Here is a 14,020-nt window from a genome sequence, read left to right on the forward strand (position 1 = left end):
GCGTTCTGTTAACGCAGAGTCACCGGATCAGTTGTGGCTGTGGAGGATGTCGTTCAGCCCGCCCCAGACCGCGTTGTTCGGGCGGGCCTCGACGGCGCCGGTGACCGAGTTGCGGCGGAACAGGATGTTCGAGCCGCCGGAGAGGTCACGGGCCTTCACGATCTCGCCGTCGGGCATCGTGACCCGGGTGCCGGCGGTGACGTACAGACCGGCCTCGACGACGCACTCGTCACCGAGCGCGATGCCGACGCCCGCCTCGGCGCCGATCAGGCAGCGCTCGCCGATCGAGATGACGACGTTGCCGCCACCGGAGAGGGTGCCCATGGTGGAGGCACCGCCGCCGATGTCGGAGCCGTTGCCGACGACGACGCCGGCGGAGATCCGGCCCTCGACCATCGAGGTGCCGAGGGTGCCGGCGTTGAAGTTGACGAAGCCCTCGTGCATGACCGTGGTGCCGGCGGCGAGGTGGGCGCCGAGGCGGACGCGGTCGGCGTCGGCGATGCGGACCCCGGCGGGCACGACGTAGTCCGTCATGCGCGGGAACTTGTCGATGCTCGTCACGGCGAGGTGCAGGCCCTCGGCGCGCGCGTTGAGGCGGACCTTCTCGATGTCGTCGACGGCGACCGGACCGAGCGAGGTCCAGGCGACGTTGGTGAGCAGGCCGAAGACGCCGTCCAGGCTCTGGCCGTGCGGCTTGACCAGGCGGTGGCTGAGCAGGTGCAGCCGCAGGTAGGCGTCGTGGGCGTCGAGCGGCTTCTCGTCGAGCGAGGCGATGACGGTACGGACGGCGACCACCTCGACGCCCCGGCGGGCGTCCACGCCGAGGGCCTTGGCGGCGCCCTCGCCGAGGGCGTTCACGGCCTCGTCGGGGCTGAGCCGCTGGGTGCCGGCGGGGCCGGGCGCCTCCGTCAGCTCGGGGGCGGGGTACCAGGTGTCGAGAACGGAGCCGTCACCGGCGATGGTGGCGAGGCCGGCGGCGACGGCGCCGGTGGTGCGAGGAGCAGTGGTCATGACGGAAAACCTAACCGGCGGGGCCCCGCGCGGGCCAACCGGTCTCAGGTGTCGGTCGAGCGTGTGGGCGGTTCCGACGAGCGCGGGAGGGCCCTTTTCGGTCCTTCCTTCAGGACGGGCAGGGCCCGTGCCCGGCTCTCGCCCGAGCTCTCGTCCGGCTCCCGCTCAGGCCGGGCGCAGCACCCGCGCCAGCATCTCGCGCGCGTACTCCTCGTCGTACGCGTCGCCGGTGAGCAGGGACTGGAGGCAGATGCCGTCCATGAGGGCGACCAGGGCGCGCGCGGTGGCGTGGTCGGTGTGCCGGGAGAGGACGGAGACCACGGTCTCGGTCCACTCGGCGGCGACCGGGCGGAGCGCGGGGCGGCGCAAGGCGGCGAGGTAGAGCTCGTACTCCAGCTCCACGCGCGCGCGTTCGCCGCCCATCCACTCCCCCAGGAGGCGGGCGAGCGCGGCCCCGAGGTCGGTGTCCGGCGCGGCGAGGGCGGCTCGCTCCCGCAGCAGCTCCCCGAAGCCCTCGTTGGCCTTGCGGAGCGCCGCGACGAGGAGTTCGTCGAGGGAGGCGAAGTGGTACGTGGTCGAGCCCAGCGGCACATCGGCCTCCGCGGCCACGGTGCGGTGGCTGATCCCGGAGATCCCGGCGCGTCCGGCGACCCGGAGGGCCGCGTCGACGATCCGCTCGCGCCGTTCGGGGTCGTGGCGGCGGGGGCGGGCCATCAGTGGGCGCCGCCCAGGTTGAGGACGGCGACCCCGGCGATGATGAGGACGATCCCGGCGATCTTGGGGAGGCTGAGGGTCTCGCCGAGGAAGAGGATGCCGATGGTGGCGACGGCGGCGGTGCCGACGCCCGACCAGATGGCGTACGCGGTGCCGACCTGGAGCGTCTTGAGCGCCTGCGCAAGGAGCGCGAAGGCGACGACATAGCCGACGCCGGTGACGATCGAGGGCCAGAGCTTGGTGAAGCCCTCGCTGTACTTCATGGAGGTGGTGGCGAGTATCTCCGCCGCGATGGCGCCCGCAAGCAGTCCGTAACCCATGCGTACGAGCGTACACAAGATACGTACAGGCGTACGCAACGGCGCCCGATACGGTGTCCCGCATGACGATTCCCCCAGGTCCGCCCTACGGTCCCGCAGGGCCGCCCTATGGCTACGGCTACCCGCCGCCACCGCCGCCGCCGAAGCCCGGCGTGATACCCCTGGCCCCGCTCACCTTCAGCACGATCCTGACCGGCGCCTTCTCGACCTTCGGCCGCTACTGGAAGCAGCTCCTGGGCGTGGCGGCGGCCGTCTACCTCGGTGCCCTGCTGGTCGTCCTGGCGGCGATCGGCATCGCGTACGCGGCCGTGGGCGAGCTCTTCCCCGCCGTGTTCGACCTGCCCGAGGGCCGGACGCCGCGGTGGGACGACATCCAGCCACTGATCGTCGCCTTCGCCTGCGTCTGGATCGTCGGCATGATCGCGATCCTCGTCGCGAACGCCCTGGTGGCGGCGGCCTGTCCGGCCGTGGTCCAGGAGGCCGTCCTCGGCCGGCCCACGACCTTCGGCGTGATCTGGCGCCGGGCCTGGGCCCGGATGCCGGCGGTGCTCGGCACGGTGCTCCTGACGAGCGTGGCGCTGCTGATTCCGGTGATCCTCTTCATGGTCGCCTTCGTCATGATGATGATCGCGTTCGTCGCCGAGATCGCCGACGCGTCCACGGGCGCGGACGCCGGCTATTCGGGCTCCGGGATCTCGTTCGCCGTCATGCTGCTCTGGTTCCTGGGCGCGCTGGCGACCCTCCCGTTCGCCCTCTGGATCTGGGTGAAGTTCAGCCTGGCTCCGTCGGCGGCGGTGATGGAGGGCCAGGGCGCGGTCGCCTCGATGCGCCGCTCCTCGCACCTGGTCCGGGGCTCCTGGTGGCGGCTGTTCGGCTCGCTGCTCGCCGCCGGGATCATGGCCTCCGTCGTCGGAATGATGATTCAGCAGGTCATCTCCCTGCTGGTGTCGACCCCGCTGTCGACCACCGACTTCTCCGACGTGGACTCCTCCGCGATGGTGGCCGCCGTGGTGGTCGTGATCACGTTCGCCGCCCTCGGCCAGCTGATCAGCCAGATGATCGTCTCCGTCTTCCCCCCGCTGGTCACGGCGCTGCTCTACGTCGACCAGCGCATCCGCAAGGAGAACCTGGCCCAGGACCTGAGCCAGGCGGCGGGAATCCTCTAGACCCGCGACCACGCGCGCGACCGGACACCGCCCCGACACGCGAAACGGCCGTGCCCCGAGGGGCACGGCCGTTCACCGCCAAGACGAGCGGGGGTCGATCAGACGTTGAAGCCGAGCGCGCGCAGCTGCTCGCGACCGTCGTCCGTGATCTTGTCCGGGCCCCACGGGGGCATCCAGACCCAGTTGATCTTCAGTTCGCTGACGATGCCGTCCGTCGCGGACTTCGCCTGGTCCTCGATCACATCGGTCAGCGGACAGGCCGCCGACGTCAGGGTCATGTCCAGCGTCGCGATGTTCGAATCGTCGATGTGGATGCCGTAGATCAGGCCCAGGTTGACGACGTCGATGCCCAGCTCGGGGTCGACGACGTCGTACAGCGCCTCACGGACTTCTTCCTCGGAGGCCGGCTTCATCGTGGCCTCGGCGTTCTCGGTCATGCCGACTTCCTCTCCGCCGCGTCACCCAGAGCCTGGGCGGTCGCGTCCTTCCACGCCATCCAGCTGAGCAGCGCGCACTTCACACGGGCCGGGTACTTGGAGACTCCGGCGAACGCGACCGCGTCCTCCAGGATCTCCTCCATCGCGTCGTCGGGCTCGATCTGGCCCTTGGACTGCATCAGCTCCAGGAAGGTGCCCTGGATCTTCTGCGCCTCGGCCAGCTCCTTGCCGACGAGCAGCTCGTTGAGGACGGACGCCGAGGCCTGGCTGATGGAGCAGCCCTGTCCCTCGTACGACACGTCCTCGATGAGCGAGCCGTCGTACTTCACGCGGAGCGTGATCTCGTCGCCGCACGTCGGGTTGACGTGGTGCACCTCGGCGTCGCCGTCCCGAAGACCGCGCCCGTGCGGGTGCTTGTAGTGGTCCAGGATGACGTCCTGGTACATCGAATCCAGCTTCACGAGCCGTCCCCTAGCCGAAGAAGTTCCGTACGTGCTCCAGACCCGCGACCAGGGCGTCGACCTCGGCCGGGGTGGAGTACAGATAGAACGACGCCCGCGTGGTCGCAGGAATTCCGTACCGCAGGCAGACCGGCCGCGCGCAGTGGTGGCCGACCCGGACCGCGATGCCCTCTTCGTCGAGGACCTGGCCCACGTCGTGCGGGTGGATGTCGCCGAGCGTGAAGGAGATCGCCGCGCCGCGGTCCTCGGCCGTGGTGGGGCCGATGATCCGCAGGTCCGGGACCTCCTGGAGGCGCCGGACGGCGTACTCGGTGATCGCGTGCTCGTGGCGCGCGATGTTCTCCATGCCGATCGCCGAGAGGTAGTCCACGGCCGCGCCGAGGCCGACGGCCTGGGCGATCGGGGGCGTACCCGCCTCGAACTTGTGCGGAGCCGGCGCGTACGTCGAGGAGTGCATCGAGACGGTCTCGATCATCTCGCCGCCGCCGAGGAACGGCGGCAGGTCCTCCAGGAGCTCCTGCCGTCCCCACAGCACGCCGATGCCCGTCGGACCGCACATCTTGTGGCCGGTGAAGGCCACGAAGTCGGCCTGGAGCGCCTGCACGTCCAGGACCATGTGCGGGGCCGCCTGGGAGGCGTCGATGCAGACCAGCGCACCGACCTCCTGCGCACGCCGGATGATCGTCTCGACCGGGTTGATCGTGCCCAGCAGGTTCGAGACCAGCGTGAACGAGACGATCTTGGTCTTCTCGGTGATGACCTCTTCGATGTTCGAGAGGTCGAGACGGCCGTCGTCGGTGAGGCCGAACCACTTCAGCTTCGCGCCCGTGCGCTGCGAGAGCAGCTGCCACGGCACGATGTTGGAGTGGTGCTCCATCTCCGTGATGGCGATCTCGGTCTCGTGGTCCACGCGGTAGGGCTCGTCGGCCCAGCCCAGCATGTTGGCCACGAGGTTGAGCGACTCCGAGGCGTTCTTGGTGAAGATCACCTCGTCGCGGCTCGGCGCGTTGATGAAGGCCGCGACCTTGTCACGGGCGCCTTCGTACAGCGCCGTCGCCTCCTCGGCGACCGTGTAGACGCCGCGGTGGACGTTGGCGTTGTGACGCTCGTAGTACGTGTTGAGCGCGTCGAGGACCTGCCGCGGCTTCTGCGAGGTCGCCGCGGAGTCGAGGTACACGATCTTCTTGCCGTCGTGGACCACGCGATCCAGGAGCGGGAAGTCCTTGCGGATCGCCTCGGTGTCGAGGAGGCCGGAGAGCCCCTGATGGGCAGAAGTCACGCGGATGCGCCACCCTTCGTGCTGTAGGCCTCGTAGCCCTCGTTCTCCAGCTTGTCGGCGAGCTCGGCGCCGCCGGACTCGACGATGCGGCCCTCGGAGAAGACGTGCACGAAGTCGGGCTTGATGTAGCGGAGGATCCGCGTGTAGTGGGTGATCAGCAGGGTGCCGACCTCACCGGTCTCGCGGACCCGGTTGACGCCCTCGGAGACCTGGCGCAGCGCGTCGACGTCCAGGCCGGAGTCGGTCTCGTCGAGGATCGCGATCTTGGGCTTGAGAAGCTCCAGCTGGAGGATCTCGTGGCGCTTCTTCTCACCGCCGGAGAAGCCCTCGTTGACGTTGCGCTCGGCGAAGGCCGGGTCCATCTGGAGCTGCTCCATCGCGGACTTGACCTCCTTCACCCAGGTACGCAGCTTGGGGGCCTCGCCGCGGATGGCCGTGGCGGAGGTGCGCAGGAAGTTGGAGACCGAGACACCGGGGACCTCGACCGGGTACTGCATGGCCAGGAAGACGCCGGCGCGGGCGCGCTCGTCGACCGACATCTCCAGGACGTCCTCACCGTCGAGGGTGACGGTGCCGCCGGTGACCGTGTACTTCGGGTGGCCGGCGAGCGAGTACGCCAGGGTCGACTTGCCGGAGCCGTTGGGGCCCATGACGGCGTGGGTCTCGCCCTGCTTGATGGTCAGGTCGACACCCTTGAGGATCTCGCGGGGGCCGTTCTCGGCCTCGACGGAGACGTGCAGGTTGCGGATTTCAAGCGTTGCCATGGGTGACTCAGGACTCCTGGGTGACGGAGACGAGCACATCGTCCCCTTCGATCTTTACGGGGTATACGGGGACGGGGCGCGTCGCGGGAAGGCCGGAGGGCTTGCCTGTGCGGAGGTCGAAGCTGGAGCCGTGCAGCCAGCACTCGATGGCACAGTCCTCGACCTCGCCCTCCGAGAGCGAGACGTTCGCGTGCGAGCAGATGTCGTTGATCGCGAACACCTCGCCCTCGGTGTGCACGACCGACACCGGCGTGCCGTCGACCTCGACCCGCTTCGGGGTGTCGGCCTCCAGCTCGCTCAGCGCGCACACTCGGACGAAGGCCATCAGACGGAGGCCTCCAGCTCGGCCTCGATCTTGGCGAGGAGGCGCTCCTGGACGTCCGGCAGACCGATCTGCTGGACGAGTTCCGCGAAGAAGCCGCGGACGACGAGGCGACGGGCCTCGGCCTGCGGGATACCGCGGGACATCAGGTAGAAGAGCTGCTCGTCGTCGAAGCGGCCGGTGGCCGAGGCGTGACCGGCGCCGGCGATCTCGCCGGTCTCGATCTCCAGGTTCGGTACGGAGTCGACCCGGGCGCCGTCCGTGAGGACCAGGTTCCGGTTGAGCTCGTACGTGTCCGTGCCCTCGGCGGCGGCCCGGATGAGCACGTCGCCGATCCAGACGGCGTGCGCGTCCTGGCCCTGCAGCGCGCCCTTGTAGGCCACGTTGGACTTGCAGTGCGGGGTGTTGTGGTCGACCAGGAGGCGGTGCTCCTGGTGCTGGCCGGCGTCGGTGAAGTACAGACCGAACAGCTCGGCCTCGCCGCCGGGCGCCGCGTACCGCACCCGCGGGTGGATGCGGACGACGTCGCCGCCGAAGGTGACGATGACGGACTTGAAGGAGGCGTCACGGCCGACCAGCGCGTTGTGCTGGGCGACGTGGACGGCCTTCTCGTCCCAGTCCTGGACGGAGACGACGGTCAGCTTGGCGCCGTCGCCCAGGACGTAGTCGACGTTGGCCGCGAGGACCGCGTCGCCGGAGTGGTCGAGGACCACGACGGCCTCGGCGAAGGCGCCGAGCTCGATGACCTGGTGACCGAAGGCGACTCCGCCCTCACCGTGCACGGTGATGCGGATCGGCGCGTCGAGGACGGCCTCCTTGGCGACGGTGACGACCGAGGCCTTCTCGAAGGAGGAGTACGCCTGGGCGGCGACCCGGTCGACGGGCGTGCCGGCCTTGCCGAGGCGCTCGTCCTCGCGGCCGACGGTCTCCACGGTGACGCCCTCGGGGGCCTCGACCTCGACCTTGACGCCCTCGCCGGAGGCGACGGCGGTGCCGTCGTGAAGTCCGCGGAGGCGGGCGAGCGGGGTGAACCGCCACTCCTCCTCGCGGCCGTGCGGGACGGGGAAGTCCGCGACGTCGAAGGACGGGGGCGCGCTCATGCGCGTGGCGACGGTGGACTCGGCGGCCACCGCGATCGAGCCGGCGGTGGTGGAGCCCGCCGGGATGTTCTGAGCCTCAGCCATGGCTGTCGTGTTGCTCTCTTCCTGCGTACGTGGAAATCGGTCGCTGCGTGTGGTGGGGCGGGGTGGGGGCGTTAGCCCACCGAGCCCTCCATCTGCAGCTCGATCAGCCGGTTGAGCTCCAGGGCGTACTCCATCGGGAGTTCCTTGGCGATGGGCTCGACGAAGCCGCGGACGATCATCGCCATGGCCTCGAACTCGGTGAGGCCGCGGCTCATCAGGTAGAAGAGCTGGTCCTCGGAGACCTTGGAGACGGTGGCCTCGTGGCCCATGGAGACGTCGTCCTCGCGCACGTCCACGTAGGGGTACGTGTCCGAGCGGGAGATCGTGTCGACGAGCAGCGCGTCGCAGAGCACGTTGGACTTGGCGCCCGGCGCACCCTCGCCGATCTCGATGAGACCGCGGTAGGAGGTGCGGCCGCCGCCTCGCGCCACCGACTTGGAGACGATGTTGGAGGAGGTGTTCGGGGCCATGTGGACCATCTTGGCGCCGGCGTCCTGGTGCTGGCCCTCGCCCGCGAAGGCGATGGAGAGGGTCTCGCCCTTGGCGTGCTCGCCCATCAGGTAGACGGCCGGGTACTTCATGGTGACCTTGGAGCCGATGTTGCCGTCGACCCACTCCATGGTGGCGCCCTCGTAGGCGACGGCGCGCTTGGTCACCAGGTTGTAGACGTTGTTCGACCAGTTCTGGATGGTCGTGTAGCGGCAGCGGCCGCCCTTCTTCACGATGATCTCGACGACGGCGCTGTGCAGCGAGTCCGAGGAGTAGATCGGGGCGGTGCAGCCCTCGACGTAGTGGACGTAGGCGTCCTCGTCGACGATGATCAGCGTCCGCTCGAACTGGCCCATGTTCTCCGTGTTGATGCGGAAGTAGGCCTGGAGCGGGATCTCGACGTGCACGCCCTTCGGCACGTAGATGAACGATCCGCCGGACCAGACGGCGGTGTTCAGGGAGGCGAACTTGTTGTCGCCGACCGGGATGATGGTGCCGAAGTACTCCCTGAAGAGTTCCTCGTGCTCCTTCAGCGCGGTGTCGGTGTCGACGAAGATGACGCCCTGCTCCTCCAGGTCCTCGCGGATCTGGTGGTAGACGACCTCGGACTCGTACTGGGCGGCGACGCCGGCGACGAGGCGCTGCTTCTCCGCCTCGGGGATGCCGAGCTTGTCGTACGTGTTCTTGATGTCCTCCGGCAGGTCCTCCCAGGACTCGGCCTGCTTCTCGGTGGACCGCACGAAGTACTTGATGTTGTCGAAGTCGATGCCGGAGAGGTCGGAGCCCCAGGTCGGCATGGGCTTCTTGTCGAAGAGCCGCAGACCCTTGAGACGCAGCTTCAGCATCCACTCGGGCTCGTTCTTCTTCGAGGAGATGTCGCGGACGACGTCCTCGTTCAGACCGCGCTTCGCGGTGGCACCGGCGGTGTCGGAGTCGGCCCAGCCGTACTCGTACCGACCCAGGCCCTCGAGCTCGGGGTGGCTGATCTCGGTGGTCATGCGGGGTTCCTCCCGGCCGTACTGACGGATGCTGATTCGGTGGTCTGTGGGGCGCTGTGCGGGATGAACGTGGTGCAGACGCCGTCACCATGCGCGATGGTGGCCAGACGCTGGACGTGCGTTCCCAGGAGGCGGGAGAAGAATTCCGTCTCCGCCTCGCACAGCTGTGGGTACTGCTCGGCGACGTGGGCGACCGGGCAGTGGTGCTGGCAGAGCTGCTCGCCGACCGGCGCGTTCCGCGCAGTGGCAGCGTACCCGTCCGCGGTCAGGGCCTTGGCGAGCGCCTCGGTCCGCTGCGCGGGCTCGGCCGCCTCAACAGCTTCGCGGTACGTGTCCGCCTGGGCCTCGATCCGGTCGCGGGCGAAGGCTGCCACGGCCGCCTCTCCGCCGGCGTTGCGCTCGATCCACCGGAGCGCCTCGACGGCGAGGGAGTCGTAGGACTGGTCGAAGGCGTCCCGGCCGCAGTCGGTGAGCGCGAAGATCTTCGCGGGGCGACCCCGGGCGCGGGCCCCGTAGACCCGCTGCTCACGGGCTTCGACGACGTTCTCGGCGACCAGCGAGTCGAGGTGGCGGCGGACGGCGGCCTGGGTGAGGCGGAGTCGTCCGGCCAGGTCGGCGACGGTCGACGGCCCGTGGTCCAGGATCGACCGCGCGACCCGGTTGCGCGTCGAACGCTCTCGGGTCGCGAGTTCCTCCACCGGAGCCGCGCCAACGTTTTTCACAACGCCATTGTTGCGTAATTAATCTCGGACTGACAAGCGGCCCCGGGAGCGGCGACGGTGCCGTGCATCACTCAGGTAAGGCTTACCTGACCTGCGGAAACGATCATTCGTAGGACGAATCAGGGGCGCGATCCGGCCGCCCGGCGAACCCGTACCCGCAGGCCACAAGGGCTCCGCCACCCCCCGAGCCGCCCGGAACGATCAAGAGCGAGGTGTGCCTCCAGGCACCCGGGCCCCGCGCCGGAAGGACCTTCGGCCCCTCTCTAGACTTCCCGTCATGCGAAACGAGTCCGTCGAGTCGGTAGTCCAGGTGCGTGGCCTGGTCAAGCGGTACGGCAACAAGACCGCCGTCGACGGCCTCGACCTCGACGTACGGGCCGGCACCGTCACCGCCGTCCTCGGCCCCAACGGAGCCGGCAAGACCACCACCATCGAGACCTGCGAGGGCTACCGAAGGCCCGACGGCGGCACCGTACGCGTCCTCGGCCTCGACCCGGTCGCCGACGCCGCCGCCCTGCGGCCCCGGATCGGCGTCATGCTCCAGTCCGGCGGCGTCTACTCCGGCGCCCGCGCCGACGAGATGCTCCGCCACATGGCGAAGCTCCACGCCCACCCCCTGGACGTGGACGCCCTCATCGAGCGACTCGGCCTCGGCTCCTGCGGCCGCACCACCTACCGGCGCCTCTCCGGCGGCCAGCAGCAGCGCCTCGCGCTCGCCATGGCCGTCGTCGGCCGCCCCGAGCTCGTCTTCCTCGACGAGCCGACCGCCGGACTCGACCCGCAGGCCCGCCGCGCCACCTGGGACCTCGTGCGCGAGCTGCGCACCGACGGCGTGACCGTGGTCCTCACCACCCACTTCATGCAGGAGGCCGAGGAGCTCGCCGACGACGTCGCCATCGTCGACGCCGGCCGGGTCGCCGCCCAGGGCAGCCCCGAGCAGCTGTGCCGGGGCGGCGCCGAGAACACCCTGCGGTTCACCGGGCGCGCCGGACTCGACCTGGGCTCCCTGCTCAAGGCGCTGCCGGACGGCACGGCCGCGGCGGAGCCGCTCCCGGGCACGTACCGGATCACCGGCACCGTCGACCCGCAGCTGCTCGCCACGGTCACCAGCTGGTGCGCCCAGCACGGCGTCATGCCCGACGGCATCTCCGTCGAGCGCCACACTCTTGAGGACGTCTTTCTTGAACTCACGGGCAAGGAGTTGCGCGGATGATGCGGGTCGGCACCCAGATCGGCCGGGGGTCCAGGGGTCGTCCCCCGGGTGGGCACAGTCTCGAACCGACGGGCAAGGAACTGCGGTCGTGAGCACTGGTACGTACACCCCCCGGCCGGGAGCCGCACCCGTCGGCCGGATGATCGCGGCGCAGACGGCGCTGGAGACCCGGATGCTGCTGCGCAACGGCGAGCAGCTGCTGCTCACCGTGATCATCCCGTCGCTGCTCCTGGTGCTCTTCTCCACCGTCGACATCATCACCGTGCCCGATTCGACGACGGGAGGCACCGACAAGGCCGTCGACTTCCTCGCCCCCGGCATCCTCGCCCTCGCCGTCCTGTCGACCGCGTTCACCGGCCAGGCCATCGCGACCGGTTTCGAGCGGCGGTACGGGGTGCTCAAGCGGCTCGGCGCCTCGCCGCTCCCCCGCTGGGCGCTGATGACCGCCAAGACGCTCGCCGTCCTGGTCACCGAGGTCCTCCAGATCGCACTTCTGACGGCGATCGCCCTGGGCCTCGGCTGGTCCCCGCACGGCAACCCGCTGTCCGTGCTGCTCCTCCTGGCGCTCGGCACGGCCGCCTTCTCCGGCCTCGGCCTGCTCATGGCCGGCACCCTGAAGGCGGAGGCCACCCTGGCCGCCGCCAACCTGGTCTTCCTGCTGCTCCTGGTGGGCGGCGGGGTCATCGTCCCGCTGGAGAAGTTCCCGGACGCGGCCCGCTCGGTCCTGGAGCTGCTCCCGATCTCGGCCCTCTCCGACGGGCTGCGCGCGGTCCTCCAGGACGGCGCGGCCCTGCCCTGGGGCGACGCGCTGACCCTCGCGGTATGGGCCGTCCTCGGCCTCGGCGCGGCGGCGAAGTTCTTCCGCTGGGAGTAGTGGAGGGGTCCCAGAGGGTGACGTTTCCCGACAAGGCACCCCTCGTGAAAGCGTGCACAAGCCCCGGCCTACGATAGGGCGCGTGCTGACCCCCCTCGCCTCCATCGCCAGGCGCTGGACCCCGTCCCCCAGGACGCTCCGGCGCGCCGCGCTCTCCGCCGTCGTGATGAGCGTCCTCATCATCGTCACGGGTGGCGCGGTCCGGCTGACCGGTTCCGGTCTCGGCTGCGACACCTGGCCGAAGTGCACCGACGACAGCCTGATCGTGACGCCCGAGCAGGGCTATCGCGGTGCGATCGAGTTCGGCAACCGGATGCTGACCTACGTCCTGTCGGCCGCGGTCGGCTGGGCGATCATCGCCGCCCGGTCCACCAAGCCGTGGCGGCGCGGGCTGACCCGGCTCGCCTGGGCCCAGTTCTGGATCGTGATGAGCAACGCCGTCATCGGCGGCATCACGGTGTGGATGGGCCTCAACCCGTGGACGGTCGCCGGCCACTTCCTCGCCGCGAACGCGCTGCTCACCGTCGCCGTCATCACCTGGCACCGGACCGGCGAGGGCGACACCGCCTCCCGCCCGCGCGTGCCGCGCCCGGTCCGCAAGCTGGGCTGGGCGATCACGATCACCTCGGGCCTGCTGATCGCGCTCGGCACGACGGTGACCGGCGCCGGCAAGCACGCCGGTGACAGCAGCGACGTGCCGCGCATGCCCTGGGACTGGACGGACGCCGCCCACCTCCACGCCATCGCCGCCTGGGTCGTCTGCGCGCTCGCGCTCGCGATGTGGCTGGTCCTGCGCGTGGTGGACGCCCCGCTCGACACCCGGGCCCGCGCCCGCGACCTCCTGATCGTGCTGCTCGCCCAGGGCGCCATCGGCTACGTCCAGTACTTCACCGGGGTCCCGGAGCTCCTGGTCGCCGCCCACATGCTCGGCTCCTCGCTGATGTGGATCGCGGTCCTGCGCCTGGCCCTGAGCCTGCGCGAGCGCCCGGCCCCCACCGCCGACATCCCGGCCCAGGCCGACCCCGAGCTCGCGACCGCCTGAGACGCGCCGGAGCGCGACCGAGACCGTCCGGAGCCGCCCGGACCCCCTTGCCCACGGGCGAGGGGGTCCGGGCGGCTCCGTTCATACGGACACCGGCGCGCGCAGCAGCGCCTCGGGCAGGTACCCGGAGCGGACGCCCGGCTCCCAGCCGTGCGCCAGGTGCGCGAGCGCGGTCAGCGCGACGGCGCCCACCGGCAGCAGGGTCTTCGGCTCGGGATCGGCCCCGACGCCCGCGCGGTGCTCCACGAGCCGGTCCACCAGCGCCTGCTCGAAAGCCTCGCGGTCGTCGTCGAGCAGCACGCGCAGCAGTCTCTGGTCCGGGCCGAGCGCACCGGCCGCGTCCAGGGCCCGCGCCGCACGCGCGCGCTCCTCCGCGTCGGGCCGGCGCACCGGGACGGCCCCGGGTACGGCGCCGGGGTACCGCCCTCGCTCGACGGTCAGGTACGCGCAGAGGGCATCCATCTCCGCGAGGTCCGCCGGCTCCGAGACCGAGTCGAACACCGAGTACGGCACCCCCTCGCGGATCGCGGGGGCGTAGTCCTCCCGGAGCAGCGGGCCGATCACCCGCCGCCGCTCCCAGGCCAGCCCGCTGATCAGGCACAGCGCGAAGGCGTCGATCCAGGTGCGGGCGGTGGGCACCCGGTGGTCCCCGGCCAGCTCCTCGTCGTAGAGCTGGTCGTCGCTGGACAGTGTCCTGTCGACGAGCGGCAGGGGGACGTCCCAGTCGCCGCCGGGGAAGCAGCCGAGGCCCAGCACGCCGAGGGCGCACTCGGCGGCGGTGAGCAGCACCGTCCGCGAGGAGTCGGCGGCGAGCGCGGGGTCCTCCAGGGTGCGGGCCCCGACGTGGTCGAGCAGTTCGTCACGCGTCTTACCGAGGCGGCTGAGTGACATCCCGCCGTACCGGAGGTCGTGCCAGTCGTCGAAGACCTGCCCCCAGACGTCCTGGAGCGCCTGCTCGGCCCTCGCCCCGTCGACCCGGTGTCCCGTCACTTCCCGCATGGCTTCCGCTCCCCGAGATTCGTTC

General features: G+C 70.4%; 16 protein-coding genes. 4 read left to right on the forward strand and 12 right to left on the reverse strand.

Annotated features, from left to right (window positions below):
* Positions 1–27: 27 nt before the first annotated feature.
* The 3 genes from dapD to OG514_RS03000 form a co-directional block, all read right to left on the reverse strand.
* Positions 28–1,011 carry a 2,3,4,5-tetrahydropyridine-2,6-dicarboxylate N-succinyltransferase gene (gene dapD / locus OG514_RS02990; protein WP_266890531.1) on the reverse strand — a complete coding sequence of 328 codons (984 nt, stop codon included), beginning with the start codon at positions 1,009–1,011 and terminating at the stop codon, positions 28–30.
* 165 nt (positions 1,012–1,176) lie between these two features.
* On the reverse strand, positions 1,177–1,725 hold the full coding sequence (locus OG514_RS02995; RefSeq protein ID WP_266890533.1) for a TetR/AcrR family transcriptional regulator: 549 nt from the start codon (positions 1,723–1,725) through the stop codon (positions 1,177–1,179).
* Positions 1,725–2,045, reverse strand: a complete 321-nt coding sequence (locus OG514_RS03000) for a multidrug efflux SMR transporter (protein ID WP_266890535.1) — start codon at positions 2,043–2,045, stop codon at positions 1,725–1,727. The genes OG514_RS02995 and OG514_RS03000 overlap by 1 nt, the downstream gene beginning before the upstream one ends.
* Positions 2,046–2,107: 62 nt before the next feature.
* Between OG514_RS03000 and OG514_RS03005 the strand changes: the two genes are divergently transcribed.
* Positions 2,108–3,211, forward strand: coding sequence for an oxidoreductase (locus OG514_RS03005; protein WP_266890537.1), 1,104 nt, complete (start codon positions 2,108–2,110; stop codon positions 3,209–3,211).
* Between the two features lie 98 nt (positions 3,212–3,309).
* Here OG514_RS03005 and OG514_RS03010 read toward each other — a convergent pair whose 3' ends face one another.
* The 8 genes from OG514_RS03010 to OG514_RS03045 form a co-directional block, all read right to left on the reverse strand.
* The gene (locus OG514_RS03010) at positions 3,310–3,648 is read right to left on the reverse strand and encodes a metal-sulfur cluster assembly factor (protein WP_266890539.1); all 339 of its coding nucleotides are present in this window, start codon (positions 3,646–3,648) and stop codon (positions 3,310–3,312) included.
* A complete protein-coding gene (gene sufU / locus OG514_RS03015) occupies positions 3,645–4,109 on the reverse strand; it encodes a Fe-S cluster assembly sulfur transfer protein SufU (protein ID WP_266890541.1) in 465 nt (154 codons plus the stop codon). The genes OG514_RS03010 and sufU overlap by 4 nt, the downstream gene beginning before the upstream one ends.
* A gap of 10 nt (positions 4,110–4,119) precedes the next feature.
* Complete coding sequence (locus tag OG514_RS03020) at positions 4,120–5,388, reverse strand: cysteine desulfurase (RefSeq protein WP_187624021.1); 1,269 nt, start codon at positions 5,386–5,388, stop codon at positions 4,120–4,122.
* Complete coding sequence (gene sufC / locus OG514_RS03025; protein WP_024757174.1) at positions 5,385–6,152, reverse strand: Fe-S cluster assembly ATPase SufC; 768 nt, start codon at positions 6,150–6,152, stop codon at positions 5,385–5,387. The genes OG514_RS03020 and sufC overlap by 4 nt, the downstream gene beginning before the upstream one ends.
* A gap of 7 nt (positions 6,153–6,159) precedes the next feature.
* Positions 6,160–6,477 (reverse strand): bifunctional 3-phenylpropionate/cinnamic acid dioxygenase ferredoxin subunit, encoded by a 318-nt coding sequence (locus OG514_RS03030; RefSeq protein WP_030322524.1) that lies wholly within the window; start codon positions 6,475–6,477, stop codon positions 6,160–6,162.
* On the reverse strand, positions 6,477–7,658 hold the full coding sequence (gene sufD / locus OG514_RS03035) for a Fe-S cluster assembly protein SufD (protein ID WP_266890549.1): 1,182 nt from the start codon (positions 7,656–7,658) through the stop codon (positions 6,477–6,479). The genes OG514_RS03030 and sufD overlap by 1 nt, the downstream gene beginning before the upstream one ends.
* A gap of 71 nt (positions 7,659–7,729) precedes the next feature.
* On the reverse strand, positions 7,730–9,145 hold the full coding sequence (gene sufB, locus OG514_RS03040; protein ID WP_030322521.1) for a Fe-S cluster assembly protein SufB: 1,416 nt from the start codon (positions 9,143–9,145) through the stop codon (positions 7,730–7,732).
* On the reverse strand, positions 9,142–9,867 hold the full coding sequence (locus OG514_RS03045; RefSeq protein WP_266890553.1) for a metalloregulator ArsR/SmtB family transcription factor: 726 nt from the start codon (positions 9,865–9,867) through the stop codon (positions 9,142–9,144). Before OG514_RS03045 ends, sufB begins: the two co-directional genes overlap by 4 nt.
* Positions 9,868–10,144: 277 nt before the next feature.
* On the opposite strand from OG514_RS03045, the gene OG514_RS03050 reads away from it, so the two are divergent.
* The 3 genes from OG514_RS03050 (at position 10,145) to OG514_RS03060 (ending at position 12,996) form a co-directional block, all read left to right on the forward strand.
* Positions 10,145–11,080 (forward strand): ABC transporter ATP-binding protein, encoded by a 936-nt coding sequence (locus tag OG514_RS03050; protein ID WP_266890555.1) that lies wholly within the window; start codon positions 10,145–10,147, stop codon positions 11,078–11,080.
* A gap of 88 nt (positions 11,081–11,168) precedes the next feature.
* The gene (locus OG514_RS03055; RefSeq protein WP_266890557.1) at positions 11,169–11,954 is read left to right on the forward strand and encodes an ABC transporter permease; all 786 of its coding nucleotides are present in this window, start codon (positions 11,169–11,171) and stop codon (positions 11,952–11,954) included.
* A 73-nt stretch (positions 11,955–12,027) separates the two neighbouring features.
* Complete coding sequence (locus OG514_RS03060) at positions 12,028–12,996, forward strand: heme A synthase (RefSeq protein ID WP_266900730.1); 969 nt, start codon at positions 12,028–12,030, stop codon at positions 12,994–12,996.
* An 81-nt stretch (positions 12,997–13,077) separates the two neighbouring features.
* Here OG514_RS03060 and OG514_RS03065 read toward each other — a convergent pair whose 3' ends face one another.
* On the reverse strand, positions 13,078–13,995 hold the full coding sequence (locus OG514_RS03065; protein ID WP_266890558.1) for an immunity 49 family protein: 918 nt from the start codon (positions 13,993–13,995) through the stop codon (positions 13,078–13,080).
* Positions 13,996–14,020 lie beyond the last annotated feature (25 nt).

The organism is Streptomyces sp. NBC_00572, assembly GCF_026341815.1.
Lineage (GTDB): Bacteria > Actinomycetota > Actinomycetes > Streptomycetales > Streptomycetaceae > Streptomyces.